21 protein-coding genes and 1 riboswitch are annotated in these 22,789 nt (G+C 45.2%); of the genes, 8 read left to right on the forward strand and 13 right to left on the reverse strand.

Going from position 1 to position 22,789, the window contains the following annotated elements:
* Positions 1 to 277: 277 nt before the first annotated feature.
* The 3 genes from AC3WQ3_RS09035 to AC3WQ3_RS09045 all read left to right on the forward strand — a co-directional run bounded on the left by AC3WQ3_RS09035 (position 278) and on the right by AC3WQ3_RS09045 (position 3,216).
* Complete coding sequence (locus AC3WQ3_RS09035) at positions 278 to 1,315, forward strand: acyltransferase family protein (protein WP_492472022.1); 1,038 nt, start codon at positions 278 to 280, stop codon at positions 1,313 to 1,315.
* Between the two features lie 288 nt (positions 1,316 to 1,603).
* Positions 1,604 to 2,584, forward strand: coding sequence for a glycoside hydrolase family 53 protein (locus AC3WQ3_RS09040; RefSeq protein WP_397332805.1), 981 nt, complete (start codon positions 1,604 to 1,606; stop codon positions 2,582 to 2,584).
* Between the two features lie 146 nt (positions 2,585 to 2,730).
* Positions 2,731 to 3,216, forward strand: coding sequence for a hypothetical protein (locus AC3WQ3_RS09045; RefSeq protein ID WP_336783027.1), 486 nt, complete (start codon positions 2,731 to 2,733; stop codon positions 3,214 to 3,216).
* A gap of 142 nt (positions 3,217 to 3,358) precedes the next feature.
* Here the strand turns inward: AC3WQ3_RS09045 and AC3WQ3_RS09050 are convergent, their stop codons facing one another.
* The 6 genes from AC3WQ3_RS09050 to AC3WQ3_RS09075 form a co-directional block, all read right to left on the reverse strand.
* Positions 3,359 to 4,000 (reverse strand): NAD(P)-dependent oxidoreductase, encoded by a 642-nt coding sequence (locus tag AC3WQ3_RS09050; RefSeq protein ID WP_336783144.1) that lies wholly within the window; start codon positions 3,998 to 4,000, stop codon positions 3,359 to 3,361.
* Between the two features lie 189 nt (positions 4,001 to 4,189).
* On the reverse strand, positions 4,190 to 5,212 hold the full coding sequence (locus AC3WQ3_RS09055) for a Gfo/Idh/MocA family protein (protein WP_492472023.1): 1,023 nt from the start codon (positions 5,210 to 5,212) through the stop codon (positions 4,190 to 4,192).
* Complete coding sequence (locus tag AC3WQ3_RS09060; protein ID WP_492472024.1) at positions 5,209 to 6,252, reverse strand: Gfo/Idh/MocA family protein; 1,044 nt, start codon at positions 6,250 to 6,252, stop codon at positions 5,209 to 5,211. Before AC3WQ3_RS09060 ends, AC3WQ3_RS09055 begins: the two co-directional genes overlap by 4 nt.
* 43 nt (positions 6,253 to 6,295) lie before the next feature.
* Positions 6,296 to 7,909 carry an extracellular solute-binding protein gene (locus tag AC3WQ3_RS09065; protein WP_336783034.1) on the reverse strand — a complete coding sequence of 538 codons (1,614 nt, stop codon included), beginning with the start codon at positions 7,907 to 7,909 and terminating at the stop codon, positions 6,296 to 6,298.
* Positions 7,910 to 7,945: 36 nt separating this feature from the next.
* Positions 7,946 to 8,827 carry a carbohydrate ABC transporter permease gene (locus tag AC3WQ3_RS09070; RefSeq protein WP_336783036.1) on the reverse strand — a complete coding sequence of 294 codons (882 nt, stop codon included), beginning with the start codon at positions 8,825 to 8,827 and terminating at the stop codon, positions 7,946 to 7,948.
* Between the two features lie 13 nt (positions 8,828 to 8,840).
* A complete protein-coding gene (locus tag AC3WQ3_RS09075; RefSeq protein ID WP_336783146.1) occupies positions 8,841 to 9,764 on the reverse strand; it encodes an ABC transporter permease in 924 nt (307 codons plus the stop codon).
* 348 nt (positions 9,765 to 10,112) lie between these two features.
* On the opposite strand from AC3WQ3_RS09075, the gene AC3WQ3_RS09080 reads away from it, so the two are divergent.
* On the forward strand, positions 10,113 to 12,398 hold the full coding sequence (locus tag AC3WQ3_RS09080; protein WP_492472025.1) for a helix-turn-helix domain-containing protein: 2,286 nt from the start codon (positions 10,113 to 10,115) through the stop codon (positions 12,396 to 12,398).
* A gap of 177 nt (positions 12,399 to 12,575) precedes the next feature.
* Here AC3WQ3_RS09080 and AC3WQ3_RS09085 read toward each other — a convergent pair whose 3' ends face one another.
* Positions 12,576 to 13,688 carry an acyltransferase family protein gene (locus AC3WQ3_RS09085; protein WP_492472026.1) on the reverse strand — a complete coding sequence of 371 codons (1,113 nt, stop codon included), beginning with the start codon at positions 13,686 to 13,688 and terminating at the stop codon, positions 12,576 to 12,578.
* A gap of 228 nt (positions 13,689 to 13,916) precedes the next feature.
* Positions 13,917 to 14,273 carry a HesB/IscA family protein gene (locus AC3WQ3_RS09090; RefSeq protein WP_127538919.1) on the reverse strand — a complete coding sequence of 119 codons (357 nt, stop codon included), beginning with the start codon at positions 14,271 to 14,273 and terminating at the stop codon, positions 13,917 to 13,919.
* A 474-nt stretch (positions 14,274 to 14,747) separates the two neighbouring features.
* On the opposite strand from AC3WQ3_RS09090, the gene mqnE reads away from it, so the two are divergent.
* Both mqnE and AC3WQ3_RS09100 read left to right on the forward strand, forming a co-directional pair.
* Entirely contained in the window at positions 14,748 to 15,854 is a 1,107-nt protein-coding gene (mqnE, locus tag AC3WQ3_RS09095; protein ID WP_127538918.1) for an aminofutalosine synthase MqnE, read from the forward strand.
* Between the two features lie 220 nt (positions 15,855 to 16,074).
* Positions 16,075 to 17,136, forward strand: coding sequence for an NAD(P)/FAD-dependent oxidoreductase (locus tag AC3WQ3_RS09100; RefSeq protein WP_095292109.1), 1,062 nt, complete (start codon positions 16,075 to 16,077; stop codon positions 17,134 to 17,136).
* Here AC3WQ3_RS09100 and AC3WQ3_RS09105 read toward each other — a convergent pair.
* Positions 17,133 to 17,387 (reverse strand): YuzB family protein, encoded by a 255-nt coding sequence (locus AC3WQ3_RS09105; RefSeq protein WP_336783043.1) that lies wholly within the window; start codon positions 17,385 to 17,387, stop codon positions 17,133 to 17,135. The genes AC3WQ3_RS09100 and AC3WQ3_RS09105 overlap by 4 nt on opposite strands.
* An 80-nt stretch (positions 17,388 to 17,467) precedes the next feature.
* On the opposite strand from AC3WQ3_RS09105, the gene AC3WQ3_RS09110 reads away from it, so the two are divergent.
* Positions 17,468 to 17,713, forward strand: coding sequence for a NifU family protein (locus tag AC3WQ3_RS09110; RefSeq protein ID WP_062324083.1), 246 nt, complete (start codon positions 17,468 to 17,470; stop codon positions 17,711 to 17,713).
* Between the two features lie 76 nt (positions 17,714 to 17,789).
* Here AC3WQ3_RS09110 and AC3WQ3_RS09115 read toward each other — a convergent pair whose 3' ends face one another.
* On the reverse strand, positions 17,790 to 18,572 hold the full coding sequence (locus AC3WQ3_RS09115; RefSeq protein ID WP_492472027.1) for an SDR family oxidoreductase: 783 nt from the start codon (positions 18,570 to 18,572) through the stop codon (positions 17,790 to 17,792).
* A gap of 207 nt (positions 18,573 to 18,779) precedes the next feature.
* On the opposite strand from AC3WQ3_RS09115, the gene AC3WQ3_RS09120 reads away from it, so the two are divergent.
* Positions 18,780 to 19,781 carry a DUF2167 domain-containing protein gene (locus AC3WQ3_RS09120; protein WP_492472028.1) on the forward strand — a complete coding sequence of 334 codons (1,002 nt, stop codon included), beginning with the start codon at positions 18,780 to 18,782 and terminating at the stop codon, positions 19,779 to 19,781.
* Positions 19,782 to 19,897: 116 nt separating this feature from the next.
* Here AC3WQ3_RS09120 and AC3WQ3_RS09125 read toward each other — a convergent pair whose 3' ends face one another.
* The 3 genes from AC3WQ3_RS09125 to AC3WQ3_RS09135 form a co-directional block, all read right to left on the reverse strand.
* Positions 19,898 to 20,734: a MetQ/NlpA family ABC transporter substrate-binding protein gene (locus AC3WQ3_RS09125; protein ID WP_492472029.1), complete on the reverse strand. Its 837-nt coding sequence runs from the start codon at positions 20,732 to 20,734 to the stop codon at positions 19,898 to 19,900.
* A gap of 85 nt (positions 20,735 to 20,819) precedes the next feature.
* The gene (locus AC3WQ3_RS09130) at positions 20,820 to 21,479 is read right to left on the reverse strand and encodes a methionine ABC transporter permease (RefSeq protein ID WP_170948264.1); all 660 of its coding nucleotides are present in this window, start codon (positions 21,477 to 21,479) and stop codon (positions 20,820 to 20,822) included.
* Position 21,480: 1 nt separating this feature from the next.
* Positions 21,481 to 22,515 carry a methionine ABC transporter ATP-binding protein gene (locus tag AC3WQ3_RS09135; protein WP_492472030.1) on the reverse strand — a complete coding sequence of 345 codons (1,035 nt, stop codon included), beginning with the start codon at positions 22,513 to 22,515 and terminating at the stop codon, positions 21,481 to 21,483.
* Between the two features lie 125 nt (positions 22,516 to 22,640).
* Positions 22,641 to 22,781, reverse strand: a riboswitch (SAM riboswitch).
* Positions 22,782 to 22,789: the final 8 nt, after the last annotated feature.

Consider the following 22,789-nt stretch of genomic DNA (forward strand, 5'->3'; position numbering starts at 1 on the left):
TTTTTTTATTTGTCCTTTTTTGGGTAGGAGCGAATAGAATGAAATGAAAAGAAAATGAAATTTTCAAATTTTTCTTAACTTATTGTCAATTAATTTATCAAGTGTTATGATTCAAATAACACAAATGATACATTTTGTATCATAAATCGGAACACACTGGCTGTTAACCCTTGGTTTTATTTCAAAGGCTGTAACGAAAGGTGGGTTGTGAATACATACACGATACGCTTGCCTCAATAGACAAATAATCATTTTATAAATTGGAGATGGTGTAGACGTGAGTAAGAACCATACAATTCACGGGCTGCGTGGATTATGCGCACTAATGGTTTTTGTCGGACATGTTATATCCATGTCGATTAACGGCGGTTACCTTACCATGAACGAGCACGCTACCTTGGTCTTGGCAGAAATCGGTGTTGATGTTTTCTTCATGATTAGTGGTTATCTTATTGTGCAGAGTTTAGTGAAACACGGGAAGATTGGACAGTTTGTCTATAATCGCATCATACGAATCTATCCTGTGTATCTCCCCTTGCTTGTTATCATGTTCGTGGCAGGGCCTGTGATCCAATTTGATTGGTTGGCCAATTTGACGGCTTCGGAATACATTCTCAATTTCATTTATGGATTGTTCATGCTTCCAGGTGTTTTTCCACTTGAAGAAGCTGTTCGTAATGCAAGAACACTCAGTTATGAATTTGCGTTTTACCTGGTCAGCGTCATTTTCTTCGTATCACTCAGACCCTTAAACAATAAATACATGAAGTGGTTTTTAATCATACTGGGTCTTGCCATCACCTTGGCTGTCGTCATTCGCATGCCGCGGGCACTGTTCTTTCTCACAGGAGTTCTGGCCTATTACGCTAGTGAAAAGTTTAATTTTCTCCCCTCCAAGTTGCACTCGCTCTTAGCCTTAATCATCATTTATCTGGCTACATACTTCGGGGATATTTATTTTTCCATCATCTTCGGCGTATATTTCTTCTATCTGATCATCAAGGAACATGGGGTTTTATCGAATGTGTTGAGTACTCGCTTTTTCCAGTACTTCGGAACGATAAGTTACAGCTTTTATCTCCTGCATCCCTTTGCCCTATTTCCCTTCCAGCGTGTTATGGCGCGCTTCAATCTGCCTGATTATGTATTGGTAACCATCACATTTGTGGCCGGTCTGATTATCGCAACCTTAATCTCTCATATTTCTTATGAAGTCATAGAAAATCGCTTCACCAATCGTTATCTCAAACGCAAAAAACGTCCTGTTACACCTCATGTACCCACTCCATCGCCACAGACAACACCGGTTAGCTGAAGCAGAAGCTGCTGCTTATGAACAACCGTGCTCACTCAGTTCGTACAGAACATATCAAGAGGCTGTCCCAGTGCGGGGCAGCTTCCTTGCATATTTCCGATAAATCCATCAGATGTTTAAAAAACAACCAAAATATTGGAAATAAACCCTGTAGCGGCACAGTTCTCCCGCCTATAATTAGATTGCAACTCATTCTAATATTCAGGGAGGAATATTTTAATGGTCAGATTTGTAAGGGGTTACAAAACTTCAATTGTCCTTGTTCTCATTTTGTTGTTCACTTCGATTATGCTGCCTGCAGGTCAGCATGCCAGCGCAGCTCCCAGCTTCGCCAAAGGGGCAGATATCAGTTGGGTACCGGGCATGGAAGCGCAAGGTTACAAGTGGAAAGACAAAAATGGTGTACAGCGTGACATTATTGATATTTTGAAAAATGATTATCAGATCAATTCGGTTCGTATTCGGGTGTTCGTTAATCCATCCAATGATTATGGCAACGGATATATGAATAAGGATCGCGCCGCAGCTTTGGCACAGCGGGCCAAGAATGCGGGCATGAGCGTCATGTTGACTTTACACTATAGTGATTCTTGGGCTGACCCTGGTCAACAAACCAAACCGGCTGCCTGGAAAAATTACACCTTCCAACAGCTGATGGATGCGGTATGGAATCATACACGTGACGTGATGACGGCCATGCAGAGCAAAGGGGTAACGCCTGACTGGGTGCAGATCGGTAACGAAACCAGCAACGGCATGTTATGGGAGGATGGCAAAGCATCCACGAACATGAAAAATTACGCTTGGCTGGTGAACACGGGCCATAATGCCGTCAAGTCCATGAGCACTGGAACCAAAACAATCGTGCATCTGGCAGGCGGAGACGATAACGCACTGTATGTATGGAATATTGGTGGATTAATCAATAATGGGGCTAACTTTGATATGATTGCCATGTCCCTCTATCCTTCGGCTTCCGGCTGGAACACAGCGGTGACGAACACGGTGAACAATGCGAAAGACCTGATCAATCGCTACGGCAAAGAAATCATCATCTCCGAGATCGGCATGGACAATAACCAGGCTGCTGCAGGCAAAAGCTTCGTGGCCGCCATGAAAAATCAAATCCGCAATCTGCCAAACGGCAAAGGAAAAGGCGTATTTTACTGGGAGCCGCAAGCTACTCCAGGGTATAACGGTGGTTACGGCAAAGGCGCTTGGCAGTCGAATATGATGCCGACAGTGGTCATGGAAGGATTTATCGACTAGGAATTATCGAGTATGCGAAAAGGCGCTGACCCCGGTGGGGCAGTGTCTTTTTTTACGATGCCTGGGCTGTCACCGTTGGTTTTTTGGCATGCATACGAATATAATAAGCTATATGAGAACTTATCGTTTCTATAGGAGGTTTAGGGATGAGCTTTTTAAAAGGATTAGGACAGTTTGCAGGGGAAGTTACCGGAAAGGTACTTGGCGGCAGCGTAAGGGTTGTCGGTGAGATCGCAGGCAGCCCCTTTATCAAGGAAGTTGGCGACGGCGTAGAGAAAGCTACGATGAACACAGGGAAAACGGTAGGACAATTAGCAAGTGGTACATATGATCTGGCCAGCGGTGCCATTCGAAAAGATGATGCAGCGGTTGAGGCAGGACTTGCCGATTTGGGAGATGCCGTGACCAACACGGCAAAGGGCGTTGCCGTTTCAGCCAAATATGTATATAACGGTGGCAAGAATGTTGTCGTAGGCATGAAAGAAGAAGATATGGACCGAGTGAAGCTTGGTGCCAAGCATCTTCTGGCGGCGGCCGCAGTGACTACTCTTGCCGTGGGTGTCATCGATGCCGTTGATGGTGCTGATGGAATGGATACGGCTAGCATTGTGGAGCCCACAGATATCACCTAATCCGCCGAAAATCCGGTAAAACGAACATACACTTAATTCTTTTGCTGCAGCATTAGCTACATCCATAACTCTATTATAAATGAAACGGACGCTGATCTATTGAAATGATCGGCGTCCGTTTTAGTTTTATGGCTAAACAGGGTTACTTCGCTTCGCCTACGACAGTAAAGCGTTCGTTATTGTGTTTTGCATTTTCAATCTCATCCACTAAGGCAATGGCATAGTCTGCATAGCTGATATAACTTTTGCCTTCACTGTTCAGAATGATGTGATCTTTACCCGTTTGATATTTTCCAGTGCGTGCACCTTCTGGATTGAAGAAGCTTGCGGGGCTAAGGAATGTCCATTGAATGCCGGAGGATGCTTGCAGGTCCTGCAGGTTTTTCCCTTGGTTTGTCGCTGTTGGTTTGTATGCATCAGGGAACCCTGGCGCATCAACGACACGCAGGGAGTGCGTCTCATCGGTGAACAGACTGCCCGCCCCGCCTATTACGATCAGGCGAGTTTGAGGAGCATCTTTCAGAATGTTGATCAGAGCCTGTCCCACTTCCACATGCAGATGTTCTTTTCCAGCAGGTGCACCGAATGCATTCACGATAACATCAAATGCTTGAGCATCCTGCGAAGTAAGATCGAATACATCCTTCTCCAATACGTTCAGGCTTTTGTCTTCCACCTTGGATGCGTTACGTACAATTGCAGTTACTTCATGGCCTCTGCTCGCTGCTTCTTTCAGGATCAGATTACCTGCTTTGCCTGTTGCGCCAATAATTCCGATTTTCATCATAATCTCTCCTTTAAGTTTGATTTGTGAGAAAACTTATATTGTAACTATATTAGTTACAACTAACTTTGTCAACTATTCATCCATGTCAAAAATGATTGTTCCTTTAAAACAAAAAGACCCTGATTAGGTTATCCATTACAGACGATCCTCATCATTGCGGGTCTTCAATTTAGGCTTCACCGTATATTATTGCCCGTACAGAGCTCCATGGTCGTTCTCTTTTCCTATGGTCACTTTGCCTTCTCTCTGAATCGACTCGTACGCCGCCAAGGCAATGGAAGTGGCAAGCAAACCATCTTCCCCGGTCACGGGAACACCTTTTTCAGCTACAAGAGCATCCACGAAATCCTGCAGCATGTAATAATTCATACGCTCTCCCCAGTAGCTCCACCTTGCTTTATCCTCCAGATCGCTGTATATCTCATTCGTCTGTGCAAAAGCATCCATATGTATGACACCTTTCGTACCGATGATATCCAGCTTCATATCTCCCCAGAACGGATAGTTCCGGTTTCTTGACCAGCTTGTATCAATGAACGCAATCATTCCCTGTTCGAATTCGATATGTACCATCCCCGAATCCTCCACTTCCAGATCATGAAACAGATGCCCTTGCTCCGCATATACCGCTAGCGGTTCCCGCTTAAACAACCACCGAAGCAGATCAGAGATATGAACCGTATGATCCAAGATTGCTCCACCGCCGGATAGAGAAGACTCCACAAACCATCCCTCTGGTGCTGTCCCGCGATTGTACCCTTTAACCGCAACCACTTGCCCTATGTCACCTCGTTCCAGCGCCTTCTTCGTCTCCACTACGGCAGGCAAATATCTGCAGGGGAATGCAGTCATCAGCTGCACCCCGTATTTGAAACAGATTTCGATCATAATCTTCATTTCATCCATAGCTACTCCAAGTGGTTTTTCACATAAAACATGCTTGCCCGCGCGGGCACTATCCATGACCATGCTCGCGTGATTCACATTCTCTGAACATATAATCACGGCATCAATCTCAGGGAGCTTCAGCATATCGCGATAATCATCGTAGTAGGAGAGATTCCCATGTTCAAGAAGGCTCTGGACCCGCTCCCTGTTCTCATCAGCGATGGCAACGACCTCCGCATTCTCAATCGCGGCAAGCTCACGATAGTAACTGAAGGCATGAGAATGAGCGAAGCTAATCATACCAATACGTAGCCGTTTCATCCGATTAATCCCCCCTTTCCCTCGAAACCCAACATGTTCACAGGCAGCCCGCTATGAGCAGATTCGAGTGCAGCCCGTGCGACCTTGGAAGCCATACAAGCATCCTGGAAAGTGACCTTCGGCTGAGCCCCGGACTGGATACATTGGATGAAATGAGACAATTCACGGTCATAGGCAGTTTCAAACTCAGGACTTTTCCGTAAAACGATAGGTGTATGCTCCCTGCTTGGGTCTGCTCCTGTCGTTGACCTGCGCTCTGCTGATACCACAGCCCGATGTATCATCAAGGATTTGGCAACTTCAGAATTGGCATAGATGACTCCCCGATCGCCTGCGAATTCCATTGCTGTCTGAAACGGTCCCGGGTATCCCCACATGCCTTCAAGATTGGCAATGGCTCCCTGTTCGAATCTCAAGGTTACCCAAGCATAATCCAGGTGAAGAAAAGTTCTACGCTGGGCATATACGGAGCGTACCTCTCCAAGCAGGCTGCGCATATAATCAATGTCATGGATCATCAGATCTATAATGACACCACCGCTGTCCCACTCATTGTTGTACCAGTTCTTCTTCAGCCCCGGATGGGGCCCGATACGTCTGGCATGAACAACCCCAGGCTTTCCTATTACCCCGGCTTTGATCTGACGGGCTACATCAGTATAGGCAGGGAAAAAGCGGCCCACATGGGCAATCAACAACTGCACCTGATTAGCACGACAAATGACATCCATCATTTCAGCTTCTTTGGCCGTTGAACTAACGGGCTTCTCACAGATCACATGCACGCCCGCTTCTGCAGCCATCACCGTATACGTACAGTGCAGCGATGTAGGCAGACAGATGCTCACTACATCCAGATGCCCTTCTTCCAGCATTTCCTCGAAACGGCTGTACGCCGTCGTTCCACATGCATTAGCCAGCCTGACTGCTTCGTCCTCCTCGACATCACAAACACCAACCAGTTCAACGTCTTTCAACTTGGTATAACTTCTCGCATGAACTCCTCCCATCGTTCCACACCCCAGTACAGCAACTCTCACATCCTATCCCTCCTTCATTCAGGTCTTTGTTCCAATCTTCAATTCATTCTGTCTTATATCTGTCATAGGCTGCTTGATATACCTTCATATACTCCTCCAGCCCCATCTTGTTTAGTGTGTTCACATACTCATCCCACTGATCAAAACTTGCGCTTCCATTCACGAATTTCGCTTCCATCTCGGTCACGTAATCCTGTATGTCTTTGCCGACAGAGGACATGAATTCGGATTCTTCCTGCGTGAAGTTAAAGTTATACCAGATGTCCTCTACAGCATGATCTTTCGCCTTGTCGGCTGCCTGCAGTGAGCTTGGTAGAGTTTCCGAACCTTTGAAGTAATCTTCTTTAACCAAACCCGGGTAGCTGCCGCCGAGCCACGTAAAATATTTGGCTAAGGCCTGATCCTGGGTCAGCCCGTCCGGATTCGATGTGATATCCTGCGTATACTGCAGATTTCCTTCTGCATCCTTTTCATAGGTCTCCCCTTCTTTCCCCATAAAGTAGAGCAGGGCTCCTTCATCACTATAGAAATGATCCATCCAGCGGATCGTTGCTTCAGGATTCTCGTTTTTGTCCGTAATCGCAAAGGCGCCCACATGCACCATAGGCACTTTCACATGGGAATACAACTGTTCGCCGTCAGGGCCTTCGAGGGCTCCAAGACCGATGAAATTCTTTTGCCCCATCACCGTCTCCGGATTAGGTACCGTTGTGGCCCCAAGCGTTCCTGCCTGACCTTTTGCATTCAAGGCTCCGCCATCCAGTGTAAATATCTCGGGATCCAGCAGTCCTTCCTTATGCAGCTTGTTCACATATTGCAGCACTTCCTTGTACTGAGGCAATGTTTTGGTGAAGCGAAGCTCAGCTGTGCCGGGTTCCACATCGACCAACTTGTGTCCAAGTCCACGGTTACCAAGGCCCCATGCACCTTTGACATGATCAATAATGCCCGTAATGCCTGTTGCGCTAAAAGGAATCTCATCGTTTTTACCGTTACCATTGAGATCCGTCGTTTTGACGGCTTTCAGATACTCATAAAAGCTCTCGGTTGAATCCGGTTCTTCCATATTCAGCTGCTCCAACCAATCTTCATTAATCCACAGCGGTGCACCAATCAGCATGGATAATAGTGCCGGATCATAGAAGGACGGCATGGAATAGATGTTTCCATCCGGCATCGTCAGTCCTTTACGAATATCGGGGTACTGCTCCATTAACCTTTTAAAATTCGGGGCATACTGATCAATCAGATCATTGAGTGGAAGAAATACACCCTGGGCACCATAGCGGGTCAATTCATCCGAAGTCACACGAGCCGAATAAAATACATCCGGATAATCTCCGCCTGCCAGAGCCAGGTTCCTCTTCTCGGTCAGAGTCTCAAAGGGAACCAGATTGAAGTTAACTTTGACGTTCGACATCTCACTATATGTTTTCCAGATCAGCGTTTCTTCAAAATTGCTTCCATTGGTGGTCGATTTTCCTGTAAAAAAATCCAGTTCAATCGGTTCCTTCACGACCGGCATGCCAGTAGCATTCAGATTGGCCTGACTGTTCTGATCCTGTTCTGATGGCGTCTCTCCTGAACCGCAACCAGCCATTAGTCCCGCTGTAATTACAATGGATAAGGTCAAGCTGCCCCACTTTTTAAACAACATCCATATGCACTCCTTTATAAAAAAATGAATTATGATTTACCCTTTAACTGCACCAATCATGACTCCTTTAATGAAGTACTTTTGCAAGAACGGATACAGAATCAGCATGGGCAGGTTCGTAATGATTACAGCGGCATATTTGATGGCTTCAGCATCCATCATGCTTCTGGCCAGGGAATCGTCACTGATATCCACCATCTCTTGCATCTGTCCCTGAACCAGAATTTCGCGTAAAAACAACTGCAGCGGATACTTGTCCCGGTCTGACAAATAGATTAAGGCATTAAAATAGCTGTTCCAGTGCCCCACCGCGTAAAAGAGAACCATTACGGCCAATACCGGGCCAGATAAGGGCAGAACAATTCGCAGCAGCACCTTCATATTCGAACAACCATCCATAAAAGCAGCCTCCTGAATTTCCTTCGGAATAGAATTCTGAAAGAATGTCTTCATAATCAGCATGTTCCATACAGACAATGCCGACGGAATAATCATGACCCAGAAGGTGTCAAGCATCCCAAGATCCTTGATGAGCAGATAGGTTGGAATCATCCCGCCACTGAAAAACATCGTAAACACAATCAGAATGGTAAAAAAAGTTCTGCCTCTAAAATCGGATCTGGATAACGGATATGCTGCCGCAATGGTCATCACCAGATTAAGCATGGTTCCCGCAACCGTGTATAACAACGTGTTTCCATAGCCCTTCATCAGTTCGCTATTCGCAAACAGACGTTCATAACCAACCAACGAGAGGTTTTTGGGCCACAACCAGACTTCCCCGCGCATCACGTTTTCCGGATTACTGATCGACGCAATCCCTACAAAAAATACGGGATACAATACCACTACAGATACCAGTGCCAGAGCTGCATAGATCATCCATTCGACTGCCCGGTCACCACGACTTTGTGCCATCCCCTCACCTCCCTTACCATAGACTGCTCGAGCCGACTTTGCGGGCAATCCGGTTAACGGTCAGCAGCAATATAAAATTGATAACCGAGTTGAACAGGCCGACAGCTGCAGAGTAACTGTACTGCGCACCCAAAATACCGCTGCGGTATACATTGGTTGCAATAACGTCAGATGCTTCCATATTCAACGCATTCTGCATAAGGAATACTTTCTCAAACCCCACACCCATGATGGATCCTATATTAAGAATTAGAAGCACGACCATGGTCGGAGCAATCCCCGGAATGTTCACATGCCAGATTCGTTGAACCCTGGTGGCTCCATCCACCTTGGCTGCATCATGCAGCTGTTGATCTACTCCGGCGAGCGCTGCCAAATAGATGATCGAGCTCCACCCCATCGTCTGCCATATACCTGACCATACAAATATACTCTTGAACCAACCGGGCTCCGTCATGAACGAAATGGCTTCTCCACCCAGAGCGGTAATTGCCAAATTAACTAATCCACTGACAGGAGACAGGAACATCATAATCATACCGACCATAACGACCGTTGATAAAAAATGAGGCATGTAGGTCACTGTCTGCACGAATCTTCTGTACTTCCCGGACCTGACTTCATGGATCATTAACGCCAGTAAAATGGGAATAGGGAAGCCAACAATTAATTCGTACAGACCAATGCCAAGCGTATTTTTCATGATTCGCCAAAAATAAAAGCTGTCAAAGAACCGTTCAAAATGTTTGAATCCTACCCATGGACTTCCGGTAATGCCTTTGTTGGCGATAAAGTCCTTAAACGCAATCTGCACACCATACATGGGTACATAATGAAACACTACAAAGTAGATGATGACAGGCGAAAATAACAGATACAAATCCCAATTTCTACGAAACGAACGAAAACGGGATTTCTTCGCACGGCTTCCACTCACTCGACTCCCGTGTGCCTGCTCATTAACGGATGTCGTCTGTTCCAAAATCAGCAATCCCCCCTTTTTTTGCCTGCCTTAACGACGGGCTCGGCTGCAAGTCGAATGTTACAGCCCTTCTGCGCGATTGGGTATAAACCGTTTTTGGGATTTTGGTCTATCCTTGCGAAATTTACATAATTCTTGATTTTTCCTGAAAAAATAGCCATTTTCGCAAAAAAGGTATAGCTCCTTTTTACAGTGCGTTCATATTTTGCTCCCTGCGTTTTAACAGTTCACGCGTAGAATGGGCCAGATAATCTTGTTCTCTCTAGAAGAATGAAAATGAGGGGTTGTCTTATGAACTGGATCATGAATAAAAAACGAACCCTGTTTTTCAAAATATTTGTCAGCTTTTTGGCGATTATATCGCTGTTCTGCCTATTCTACATTCTGATTTATTATGTATTCAAAACGAGCCTTCAGGAGGAAATCGTTCAGAACAGTCATAACGAAACAAAGAACACAGCGGAACGCTTCTCCAATCACATGGAGCAAATTCAGATCATGCTGTTCCATGTATACAACAATCAGGATCTGGTTGCCTTCAATCGGCAGCTCCAGAGAGTGGGCTTTCAACAGGCGGACTATCTAAAGGCCAAAAATGTAATGAAGGATATTCGGGGATATGTGTATAATTCGTTGTTTTTGCTGGAAGATATCATCGTCCATTTTCCCAATGAACGCTTGACGCTCGGTAAATCAGGAAGTGGCAGCTCAGACTACATGTTCAATACATCCTACCAAAGTGCCACCTATCCATTGGAACATTGGAATACACTCAGCTCGGAGCCCAGTACGTTCCTGATCTTGCCAGCTGCCTCCTTTCAAATGAAGGCAGGTTCTCCCGAGAACAGACTTTTGCTGCCGTATACGTTCAAAAACCCTGGATCTGCTTATCAGATCATTGCCATGATTGATATACGGAAAGCCGTACAATCCTTTTTTGGTACCACGGACGGACATACTTTGACCATTACAGATCAACAGAGCAACATCCTGTACCACTCGGGTTCCACTTCAGCAGAAGCAAAGATGCCTGTTTTTCAAGAAGGGGAGACAACACACAAGCAGAATGGGAGATATTATTTCAAAGCGGAGGCTGCTGATGGGCTTACCTATATCACATCACTGGCAGATACACGTATTACAGACCAGTTGCAGCGATTGACCGGTTATATGATTCTTATCTTCGTTTTTTCACTTTTGGCAGCCACGCTGGTATCCCTTTATCTAAGCCGACGTCTGCATACCCCGGTCAAGGATATGTTATCCTCGCTGCTAGACCGTACATCACTAAATGATGTCGGTGAATTCAGGCAGGGAGAGAGTCACATTTTGGAATATGATCTCATTCAGAGCAGAATTGGGGAGCTAAAAAAAGAAAAATATACCATTGTGGCCAAACTTAATCGCCAGAACGCCATTCTAACCAACTACTCCTATATGAACCAGTTGAAGAACATCAATACGGATCTTAGTGAGTGGAACGATTTTCTGGCAGATGGAGGAAGTTATCAGATTGTGTATTACGATATTCGTTTCCGTATATCAGATAAAGGCACTATGCCTCTTGACCGGGAACGGGCGGTACGTCACTTGCTGGATTACATTCATTTGCAAACCAAAGAGAAATTCCATTCTAATCATACGTTCCAAATGGAGAAAAACGAGATTGTCTCCGTATTAAAGGAAGCTCAGGCCTTCCAGCTTCAAACGCTTCTAGAACAGCTTAAAGCAAGCCTTGATGAGGAAAAACATTATTATGTCGTGACTATCTGTACCCTTCCCGCTACGGATCAACCGACTAAATTCAATGAAACCTATCAACAATTACGGGATCTGGCTTCGGAGGCTCGGTTGCTGAACGAAACCCAACTCGTCAGCGAGGCGCGTTCCCTGCCCGATCTGGACCAACCTCTGTTGAAACGGGGACGTGAGCTTAATCAGGCAATTCAAGCACTGGAAGAAGATGCCTGTATGGAATGGATTCATCACTCGTTCGCCTACTTCGTCAAGAAGGATGCAAGCGTTCTTCAATTCAGGCAATTGGCTCTCTCTATAATGAGTCATATCGTTGAATACATGAATCAGCAGCTGTCTTATAAAGCCTCTGGCATACCACAGAGTGAATGGGAAGATATGCTTCAGGATTGTCATACGCGGGAAGACTATGAGACTGTTTTCAAGCACATCGTTAGCTCTGTCTTAACCATCATGCGTGACAGCAAACTTCCTGCACCCGAAGAACCTGCCATCGCCATGTTTTACGAAATCATCAACTCTCATTACATGGAGGATATTTCACTCGAATATCTGTCCGAGAAACTGAATTTGTCAACGACGTATCTGTCTGTGTATATCAAAGAAAAAACCGGCATCAACTTCAGCGAGCATTTACAAAAAACTCGCATGCGCAAAGCTTGCGAATTGCTAGCTACGACGAACTGGACCATCAACGAAATCAGCGTCTGCGTCGGATATCAGAACATCACTTCTTTTAATCGCCTCTTCAAAAAGACAACCGGAATTTCGCCTAGTGTTTATCGAAAACAGCATCTTATGGAAATCCAACAGCAGCGAAAACATGTGGACTGATGTTTTCTGAGCAGTGAGCATGGCTAGACCTCCTCACGATTAGTCTAATGTGAATGAACACATCAAAAAGCGCAGTTTAACGGCCATTACCGTCAAAGCTGCGCTTTTCCATTGCATTGTGTTTATAGCGGTGTTGTCATAATTACTGTAAGAACCAGATGATCGGAAATGGATGATTTAAACCTTTACTTCCTTCTCAACCCAATTTTCATTCTGTATATTTTTAGTTTTTATTCTAATGCTGCCTCCAATCTTACCCACGAAATAACTTCCAATCTTCAATTTATGGAGCACAAAAGTGAGTAGTATTGATACCCCAATACTCAGAACAAAAGTTAAAGGTATATTGATCCATGGATTGAGCCCATCAAAAATTTCGCTAAAGTTTTGCACGAATATCAAATGCAATAAGTAGATACCAAAGGAATACCTGCTTACCAGATCAATAATCCAAGGTATCTGTTTTATTTTTGAAGTAAGATAAAAGGCAACAAAGATTACGCTTATCGTATACAACAACATGTCTATTCGCTTGGAGTTCCCTTCAGGTAACAAATCTGAAAAACGAAAACTCAATATGACAAGGAAACTGACAATAGAGGATAAAATGAACCATTTGATGTATCGATCCAGGAATTTCCGAAAAGCAGCATGATTTCTACCACAATAGTAAGCTACCGAGAAATAAAATAACCAGCCAGGGAAAGGTATCCAGTAGAAACGGTTCCATATATACTCCGCACCAGGGATTAAATAAAGCGGGGGGACAAAGTTGAAGAAGCCGAGGTAAATTAGATTAACCACTAAGCACAGAAAAATCATGAGCCTAGGGGATATCTTTTGGAAATACTTCGTAAATATGATGTGCAGGACATAGAATTGAAAAATAACAATAATAAAGTATGCGATATAATCTGCTGCAACAATGTTTCTAACAATTTTAAAAAGCAAGGCGGTAATTGTTAAATCCCCTGATCTGCTTAAACTATATAATGCGTAAACCACTGCCATCGTTATGTAGGGAATCAGGATGTACCTAACACGTTTCCATAGGAATTGATCAGGAATATAATGGGGATATGATTTCGCCAAAAGAAATTCAGAAATAAAAACAAACGTGGGTGTCCCAAACAAGAGAGCAAGTTTTACGACCTCTAGGAACGTTACAGATGGGTTAGAAAGTACCCCCTCATAGTTTGTAAAGGTCATATTGATACAATGAATGGCGACAACAGTGAGACAGGCAAGACACCTAAGCCAGATAACTTCTGAGACCAATTCTTTTTTCAATATCAAACTCCCCTTCTCCCTTTGATTGATACAGATTGTATCATTAATGGATTGATTTAGTAAATATTAAATTATATTGTCATTTTTCAAATCTTTTGCTTTTGCTTACGTTCAAGAACATGACAAAAAGACCTCTACAACGCAATTAGTCCGAGACTAACACGCTATAGAGGCCTGATTTCAATAGTTCATTTTATGTTTGGAAAATTACGTCGAACTGTTGAAGTCCTAACAATCCTTATCCGGTACCCCAGCTTCTTCTCTCGTACGGAAAGAAGATCCGCAGCCGCATGTCGCAACCGCATTGGGGTTATGGATGGTGAAGCCGCCGGACATACCGGACTCTTCAAAATCAATTTCAAGACCGTTCAGATATTTCAGGTTTTCCTTCTCGACTACAACCTTCATATCGTGAATATCCATATAAATATCCTCTTCGGATTCTTTATCATCAAAGCCCATGGCGTACGAAAATCCGGTACAACCTCCCGGAGCTACGCCGAGACGCAGGAACATGCCAGGTGTCTCTTGCTGTGAAAGCATCTCTTTCAATCGATCGGCAGCTGTTTCGCTGATGCTAATCATGCCAGGTCACTCTCCTTTTCGTTAACTCTCTTTAAATTATACTCCACCCCGTCAAGAGGCTCAAGCCATGTTTATCCTTATTCCCGAGTCTGTCCTCGGCTCCTTTTTCTTGCCAGTGTATTGAACCCCCGGGACACGAGGTTTATAATGGATAGGTGATCGCTCTGAAATGTCGATATTTTGTCATGACTTATTCAAATGATGATCATATATGGAGTTGTAATTTTTTTCACATTTCGAGACTGCCACGCAGTCCCCAATGCATATAGAGTCATCAGACTCACTTTTAGATTTTACATCCATGAGGCCAGAAATTTTAAAAAAAATTCAGCTTTACACATGCAGCATATGCTGCACCGGGTAATGGAGGGTTAGTCCTCTAAGGAGGCGGCAGATGACCGCATCTTTTGTATGTAGTTCTGTAAACAAGACCTACATTTAACACAAATCCGGTTAAGAACAGGAGGAAACAAAATGTCTACATTGGTAACACCATTCACAGACAAAAGAATGGCGGAAATCGTTGAGAAAGTGCAGAACGGCGTAAGGCTGAGCGTAGAAGACGGCGTCTATCTGTATCAAACGGATGATCTGCTGACTCTCGGCCAACTGGCCAATGAGGCTAACCTGCGGAAGAACGGCAAGAAAGTGTATTTTATTGAAAACATGAGCCTATACTTTACGAACGTTTGTGAAGCACACTGTGCTTTTTGTAATTTCCGCAAAGACCAGGGCGAAGAAGGCTCCTACACACTATCCGGACAGGAAATGATCGACTACGTGGAACAGCATATTCATCCTGGTGTACGTGAGTTCCATATTGTAGGCGGACATAACAACCATGTTCCTTTTCAATATTATGTCGATTCCCTGCGTGCTTTAAACGAAAAATATCCGGATGTTACGCTGAAGGCCTACACGGCTGCTGAGATCGATTTCTTCACCCGGATCAGCGGACTCAGCATTAAGGAAGTACTGCAGGAGCTGCAAAAAGCTGGCCTGAAATCACTGACGGGCGGCGGAGCAGAAATTCTGTCCGATGAATACCGCAAAAAAATGCGTGTCGACAAAGCAAACGTGGATCGCTATCTTGAGGTACACCGTACCGCTCATAATTTGGGCATGCGTACGCATACTACAATGCTGTATGGATCGATTGAATCTTACGAGGATCGCGTTAACCACATGGCACAAATTCGCGAACTGCAGGATGAAACCAACGGTTTCATGGTATTTATTCCACTCTCCATGCAGCCTAAGAGCAAAAATGCCAGCATTATGCGCCGCAACTCGGCATACGAGGATCTTAAAACGATTGCGATTAGCCGCCTCATGCTGGATAACATCGACCACATTAAAGCATACTTCATCAATATCGGCCCACAGCTGACCCAAGTTGCACTTGGATTCGGGGCTTCGGATGCCCATGGTACTATCGTTCGCGAACGGATCAGTCATGCTGCAGGTGCGTTAACACCTGAAGGCCTCACCCGCAAAGAGCTCATCTGGCTCATTAAGGGCGCTGGACGCATTCCTGTTGAACGCGACACCTTCTACAACGAAATTCAAGTATACGAATAAACCTGCTGCATCGTCTCGATAGCCTCTTTCATCCATACAAGGAGAACGACCATTCGAATCGATGCATCAAGTGGGTATAATACCTCTAATTTTAAACTCCAAAATTTTCGATATAATAATTAATTAAAATAAAACAAAAGGAGCAGCTATGTGAAAGCATAGCTGCTCCACAGGTTACAGCCCCGATCATACGGGACTGATGCAGAAAGGAAGCCGAGTCATGAAAAATTTCGTCATTCTCGGGGGCGGCTATGGCGGCCTCACAATCATCAAAGAACTTCTGGAAGGCAAAATACCGTCAGATACACAAATCGTGTTGGTGGACCGGAGCCCCTTTCAAGGATTGAAGACTGAATATTACGCACTCGCAGCAGGTACCGTATCCGACTATGACCTGCGCATCCAATTTCCAGTCCATGAGAAAGTTACTTACCGTTATGGAGAAGTCACTTCGATTGATCTGGAGCAGCGTCAGATTGAATTTGAAGGCCAGGATCCTTTGGAGTATGACAAGCTTGTCATCGGACTTGGCTGTACAGACCGTTTCCACAATACTCCGGGAGCGGAAGAATACAGCTGTACCATTCAAAGTTTTAGCAAAACGCGGGAAACCTACCTCCGTCTGAACGAAGTTAAAGCTTACGGACACGTGCATATTGTTGGCGGTGGCTTGAGCGGTGTCGAGATGGCTGCCGAACTACGAGAAAGCAGACCCGATCTCAACATTAGTATTCTGGACCGCGGTGAGCGCGTATTATCGGCATTCCCGCAGCGATTGTCCGCTTACGTGCATGAGTGGTTTAACGAACATCAGGTAGAGACACGCGGACATGTCGCCATCTCTCGTCTTGAAGGGAACGCTATCTATAACCGGGATGAAGAAATTCTGACGGATGCTGTAGTATGGACAGCCGGAATTCAACCCGTTAAAGTCGTGCAGGATCTCGACGTTACAAAGGATCCTCAGGGCCGGGTTGTACTGAATGAATATTATCAAATTCCTGAATACACAGATGTTTATGTTGTCGGTGACTGTGCCAGTGTACCTTATGCACCAAGCGGTCAGGCTGCAGAAGTACAGGGTGAACAGATCGCTCATATTCAGCATGCCCTTTGGAAAGGCGAAAAGCCCAACCCGCAGCCGCTCAAGCTCCGCGGCACGCTAGGTGCACTCGGCAAGAAGGCTGGGTTTGGGCTGATGGGCAAAACGTCCATGATGGGACGTGTACCTCGTATCTTGAAAAGCGGCGTGCTCTGGATGTCCAAGCGTCATCTCGGTTAGTCGAGATCCAGCTCATCCCAGGCATCGGCTTCGGCAATTTTGGCCAGAATGGCGTTATATAGATCTTCCACTTTGTCCGTGATAACAACTTCACCATTAACTAGTGCAAAAGGAGTCATATAACATTGGCCACAGTTGCTGAGGCAGCCGTATTCTATCACATCATAGTCTGGATTCTCTTCGAGTTGCTCCAAGACTTCATCTGTGCCAAAATGCATATTGTTGGCACAAAATTCAATAATCGGTCTCATGTAGGTTCACCTGCTTTGTTTGACCATTTTAATTTACGGCCAATTGTAATATAATATATAGAGGAAAGGAGTTGAAAAATATGAGCGAAAACGCACAAAGCACCATGTATGATGAGGTATCTGACGTGCTTGACAAACTTCGTCCGTTCCTGCAGCGCGATGGCGGTGACGTGGAACTGGTCGACGTGGAGGACGGCATCGTTAAGCTGAAACTGGTCGGTGCCTGCGGCAGCTGCCCAAGCTCCACCATTACCTTAAAAGCCGGGATTGAACGTGCCCTTCTTGAAGAAGTTGACGGTGTCGAAGAAGTCGTACAAGTATTCTAATCAATCCTTCACGAAATAAACCTCAAGAGCCTTTCGCTTCAATTGAAGCGGAGGGCTCTTTTTTTGTGCGTTTCCTCTATTGTCCCTCTTCACGCTGGATGGTTGGACGTATAGGATCGAGCCCGCCCGAAACATCCATAATGTTGCCTGTAATAAAATCGGAGTGATCCAGGCACAAATACGTAATCACCCGTGCAATATCTTCACCGCTCCCAGGACGTCCTCTCGGCGTCTCCTGATCGGTTATGCCAGCTAATTCATCAATGGTTTTTTCCTTATTGGCCCCCCGAATATCGCCCGGACACACCATATTCACCGTAATGCCGTAAGGAGCCTCCTCCACAGCAAGCGTCTTCGTAAAGGATACCAGACCTACCTTCGCAGCAGCGTAAACTGCACGATGAGGCCAAGACCGCGCCTCTCCCGCATGACTGAAACCAAAGTGAATAATTCGGCCCCACTTTTTGCGTCGCATCTCCGGAAGCACGCGTTGGTCCAGAAGCATGGGTCCAAGCAAGTTCCCTTGTACCAACATCTGAATCTCAGCGTCGGTATAGTCAGCAAACAATCGGCGTTCGCGAACGAAAGGTCCTGCATTATTCACCAGGATATCAATACTGCCCAGCTCGACTTCAACCTGTTCTACCAACATGGCGATGTCTTCCGTTTTGGAAATGTCTGCTTGAATGGCAATGCACTGTACACCTTTTGCAGTGATCTGGGCCTGAAGCGCTTCAGCTTCGGTACGGCTGTGCACGTAATTCAAGGCAATATGGCATCCCTGATCTGCCAGACGGAGGGCCGTCATTTTTCCAAGACCTTTGGCACTTCCCGTTATGAGGGCAATCTTCCCCTTCACGTCCATCCCCCTCTTCAAAGAGCAGTCACTCATCCAGTATAAAAGATTTATCATCCCCTCACAACTCGCTTCTCCCTTTATCTAATAAATCCCTTTTAATCCAAAAATGCCTTGATGGAAAACCTCTTTATATGTTAATGTCGATGAGGCCAAAGAATCTACATTGAAGGCTTGATTAAAATACATAACATTTGAAAGGGTCCCGAAATGAAGAACAGCAACCAAGGCTTTATCACCTTCCTACTGGCATTATTGCTAATATTTCCTTTAACACATCTCTTTGCTTCGCCCATCTTCGCTGCAAGCGAAACTACTCCATCTCCTTATGAATATGACTGGATTGATGGACCTGCTTCCGTGTCTTTGGATCATAAGGCAACACTTCAAATATTCAAGGATCATTCATTTTTGGACAAAGCCAACACTCAGCGTTCTATGCTAAACAGTGGTTCCAAACCTAATGGCAACGAAATCGGAAGTCTGTACAGCACCAGTGAGCATGGATCTTGGTATGTGGTGTTTGAGTACGTCAAAACTGGGCATATCCATGATCAAGATCAGAACTTAGATGCTGAAGAATTGTTAAGCAGTTATATCCGAGGCACTGAAGAAGAAAATAGGGAACTCGCTCCTGAAGATAAAATATCTATTACGGGGTGGGAAATTGAACCAACATATGACCCTATCAAGCGTCAATTGGTTTACTCCGTTGGTTTCAAAGACGCTGATGAGCAAGCTATGGTTAATTACAATGTGAAGTTTCTGACTCGTGAAGGGTACATTACGGCCATTCTCGTTACAGATCAGCCTAGTTTTGAACAAAATCGCCTGGCATTTGAAGAAGTGGTTCTGAATCAGCTGAGCGTTACTCCAGGGAACACCTACGAAGATTATGATGAATCAACGGACAAAACATCTACCGTGGGACTCAAAAGCATTCTGGTAGGCGGGATCGGTTACACCGCCGGACAAAAATTCAGTATTTTGCTTTTATTCAAAAAAGGGTGGTACGTTATTCTTCCTATCGTGGTTATCCTATTCTGTTGGCTGAAATTCAGACGTAGGAAGCAAGAGACAGATGATGATACATTATCCCCTAATGAAAAGGCCTATCTGCAAGAAGCAGATGAACAGCAATACGCCGATCAGAATGAATTGTCCTACTATAATCGGAAATCGGAGCACATATCTCCTGAAAATAAACAATAAGGATGATTTGCGTACACCAAACAATCCAAGAACAAAAAAACCGAGTAACTCTCAGGCAGAGAGGCTCGGTTTTTACGTATATCACTCAACTCAAATGGAGTGGATAGATGGGCAATTTAGAATGCAGGTTCAACTGCACCTTGATAGCGTTCCTTGATGAAGGTTTTTACTGCTTCGGAATTCAGGGCAGCAGCCAGCTTCTTAATCGCATCTGCATCCTTGTTGTCTTCACGGGAAACGAGAATGTTCGCGTAAGGGTTGCCTTGCAGATCCTCGATAAGCAAGGAATCCTTCTCCGGATTCAAGTTAGCTTCAAGGGCATAGTTGGCATTGATGAATACCAGATCGGCTTCATCCAGCTGACGAGGCATCATGGCTGCATCGAGCTCAATAATATCCAGGTTTTTCGGATTAGCTGTAATATCCTGAATGGTGGATGCAATGTCCGTATTGTCTTTCAGCGTAATGATTCCTTCTTTTGCAAGCAGCAGTAGTGCACGACCACCGTTGGACGGGTCATTAGGAATGGCTACTTTGGCGCCGTCCTGCAGCTCATCCAAGGATTTAATTTTTTTGGAATACCCAGCAAAAGGTTCGACGTGGACAGGAGTTACAGTTACAAGGTTAAAACCACGTTCCTTGTTTTCAGTATCCAGATAAGGTTGGTGTTGGAAAAAGTTTGCATCTAACTGTTTGTCCGCCAGTTGTTGGTTTGGTTGAACATAATCGTTGAACGTTACAACCTGCAAACGAATGCCTTGAGCTTCCAGCTCAGGTTTGATGCTCTCCAGAATTTCAGCATGCGGCGTAGGTGAAGCGCCGACTTTCAGTTCCACGGTACGCGGTGCGCCCGCTTCATTATCTGCGCCACTGTCGGAATCCTTGTTGTTTCCGCACGCAGCCAGTACCGCAATCAGCATCAAGCTTAGCAGTGCAAAAGACCATTTTTTCATGTGTAAAACCCCTTCTCCAATAATTTTTTTGTTGCATCTTTGCATTCATTCAGTTAATGAAAGGATGCAGTATGCTATATATGTGTTATTTCCGGGTGAACAGTTTAACCAGTTGATCGCCAAACATTTGCAGTACTTGTACGAGAATAACCATAAATGCAACAGAAATAATCATAATTTCATATTGGTATCTGAAGTACCCATAGTTAATTGCTAGCGTACCCAGTCCGCCTCCGCCGACCATACCCGCCATGGCTGTATACGAAACCAGCGTTACAATTGTGATTGTAATTCCCGCGAGCAGACCAGGCAGTGCCTCGGGAAGCAGTACACGTCTTACAATCTGTCCGGTGGATGCACCCATGGCCTGAGCCGCCTCGATGACACCACGGTCTACTTCACGCAGCGTTGTCTCAACCAACCTTGCAAAGTAAGGAGCAGCTGCGATGACGAGCGGCGGTATCACGCCAAGCACCCCAGTGGCTGTACCGACGAGTGAACGTGTAAACGGAATGAGGGCAACAATCAGAATAATAAATGGTACTGATCTCAGTATATTAACAATAATGGATAACACGGTGTAGATTGTACGTGACTGGATGGAAGCCGATCTTGCTGTCATGAATAGCAGCACACCCAGCGGCAACCCGATAATGATGGTGAACAAACCGGAAGCTCCCAGAATTTGCAGTGTTTCAATGGAGGCCTTACCGATCTCTTCCCAACGTACAGTTGAAAAATCCATATTAACGAAGCACCTCCACATCAAGCCCTTGCTCTTTCAATTCCTGCACAGTCCGGCTGATCGCATCCGCATCGCCTTCAAACCGCACGGTCAACTGACCATATGGAATCTGTTTGATCCTTGAGATGGTTCCTTGCAGAATGGCAAAGTCCACTCCGGTCTGACGAACGGTTCTCGACAGAATGGCTTCATACGTCTTCTCACCCAAAAACGAAATTTTGACCAATTGTGATCGGCCATCCTGCTGTACTGTTCCTCCCGCATGTGCCATTGCTGCTTCTTCCAAGAGAAGCTCAGAATCGTGATCACGCTGCATGAAGTCACGTGTGATGGCATGCTGTGGTTTAAGGAAGACATCCGTTACAGGGCCTTGCTCCACAATTCCCCCCTGATGAATGACAGCAACTTGATCACAAATGCTCTGAATAACATGCATCTCATGCGTGATCAAAACAATCGTGAGATTGTATTTCTGATTAATGTCCAGCAGCAGCTTCAGAATTGAAGCTGTCGTCTGCGGATCAAGGGCAGATGTCGCTTCGTCACAGAGCAGAACGGCAGGATCGCTGGCAAGTGCCCGGGCGATACCAACTCTTTGTTTCTGTCCACCTGACAGCTGAGCCGGATATTTGCTGCTATGATGCTCCAATCCAACGAGAGTCAGCATCTCCTTCACCTTGCGGTCAATATCAGCTTTAGGTGTATTCACCAGCTTTAGGGGAAAAGCTACATTGTCATATACTGTAGCCGAGGATAACAGATTAAAATGCTGAAATATCATGCCAATCTTGCGTCGCTGCTTCTGCAGCTCTGTCTTATGGAGACCGGTTAGGTTGACTCCATCTACCCATACCTCACCAGATGTTGGTCTTTCGAGCAGGTTGATACAACGGATCAATGTACTTTTCCCTGCACCCGAGTGTCCAATCACTCCGAATATTTCACCTTTACCGATCTTTAGATCCAAATCGGCTAAGGCTGTCGTTTGTTTTGGACCTCTGCCATACGTCTTGGTTAATCCTTTTAATTCGATCAATATGACTTCTCCTTCCCACCGCCTACATGTATCTTTACCCGAATGAAAGGAAAACTCCCCTCTGACATATAAAAAAGAGCCCTTTTGCAGAAACAAAAAGGGCTCTTCACGCGAAAGAATATACCTTCTCATCTGCCAAAATCGTGCTGTGCACCATTTTGTAGGAATTAGCACCTAACATCTATAATGTATGACTGGTCGTCATGTCGTTATAAATCGGTTGCCGGGCTTCATCGGGCCTGTCCCTCCGCCGCTCTCGATAAGAAATATTAAA

Source organism: Paenibacillus sp. FW104-T2, from assembly GCF_058789975.1.

Coding starts and splice junctions, on each gene's coding strand:
- AC3WQ3_RS09125 (WP_492472029.1), bottom strand. CDS start 20,734: ATGAAAAAATGGTCTTTTGCACTGCTAAGCTTGATGCTGATTGCGGTA.
- mqnE (WP_127538918.1), top strand. CDS start 14,748: ATGTCTACATTGGTAACACCATTCACAGACAAAAGAATGGCGGAAATC.
- AC3WQ3_RS09055 (WP_492472023.1), bottom strand. CDS start 5,212: ATGAAACGGCTACGTATTGGTATGATTAGCTTCGCTCATTCTCATGCC.
- AC3WQ3_RS09080 (WP_492472025.1), top strand. CDS start 10,113: ATGAATAAAAAACGAACCCTGTTTTTCAAAATATTTGTCAGCTTTTTG.
- AC3WQ3_RS09045 (WP_336783027.1), top strand. CDS start 2,731: ATGAGCTTTTTAAAAGGATTAGGACAGTTTGCAGGGGAAGTTACCGGA.
- AC3WQ3_RS09065 (WP_336783034.1), bottom strand. CDS start 7,909: ATGTTGTTTAAAAAGTGGGGCAGCTTGACCTTATCCATTGTAATTACA.
- AC3WQ3_RS09070 (WP_336783036.1), bottom strand. CDS start 8,827: ATGGCACAAAGTCGTGGTGACCGGGCAGTCGAATGGATGATCTATGCA.
- AC3WQ3_RS09100 (WP_095292109.1), top strand. CDS start 16,075: ATGAAAAATTTCGTCATTCTCGGGGGCGGCTATGGCGGCCTCACAATC.
- AC3WQ3_RS09120 (WP_492472028.1), top strand. CDS start 18,780: ATGAAGAACAGCAACCAAGGCTTTATCACCTTCCTACTGGCATTATTG.
- AC3WQ3_RS09050 (WP_336783144.1), bottom strand. CDS start 4,000: ATGAAAATCGGAATTATTGGCGCAACAGGCAAAGCAGGTAATCTGATC.
- AC3WQ3_RS09110 (WP_062324083.1), top strand. CDS start 17,468: ATGAGCGAAAACGCACAAAGCACCATGTATGATGAGGTATCTGACGTG.
- AC3WQ3_RS09040 (WP_397332805.1), top strand. CDS start 1,604: ATGCTGCCTGCAGGTCAGCATGCCAGCGCAGCTCCCAGCTTCGCCAAA.
- AC3WQ3_RS09105 (WP_336783043.1), bottom strand. CDS start 17,387: ATGAGACCGATTATTGAATTTTGTGCCAACAATATGCATTTTGGCACA.
- AC3WQ3_RS09130 (WP_170948264.1), bottom strand. CDS start 21,479: ATGGATTTTTCAACTGTACGTTGGGAAGAGATCGGTAAGGCCTCCATT.
- AC3WQ3_RS09090 (WP_127538919.1), bottom strand. CDS start 14,273: ATGATTAGCATCAGCGAAACAGCTGCCGATCGATTGAAAGAGATGCTT.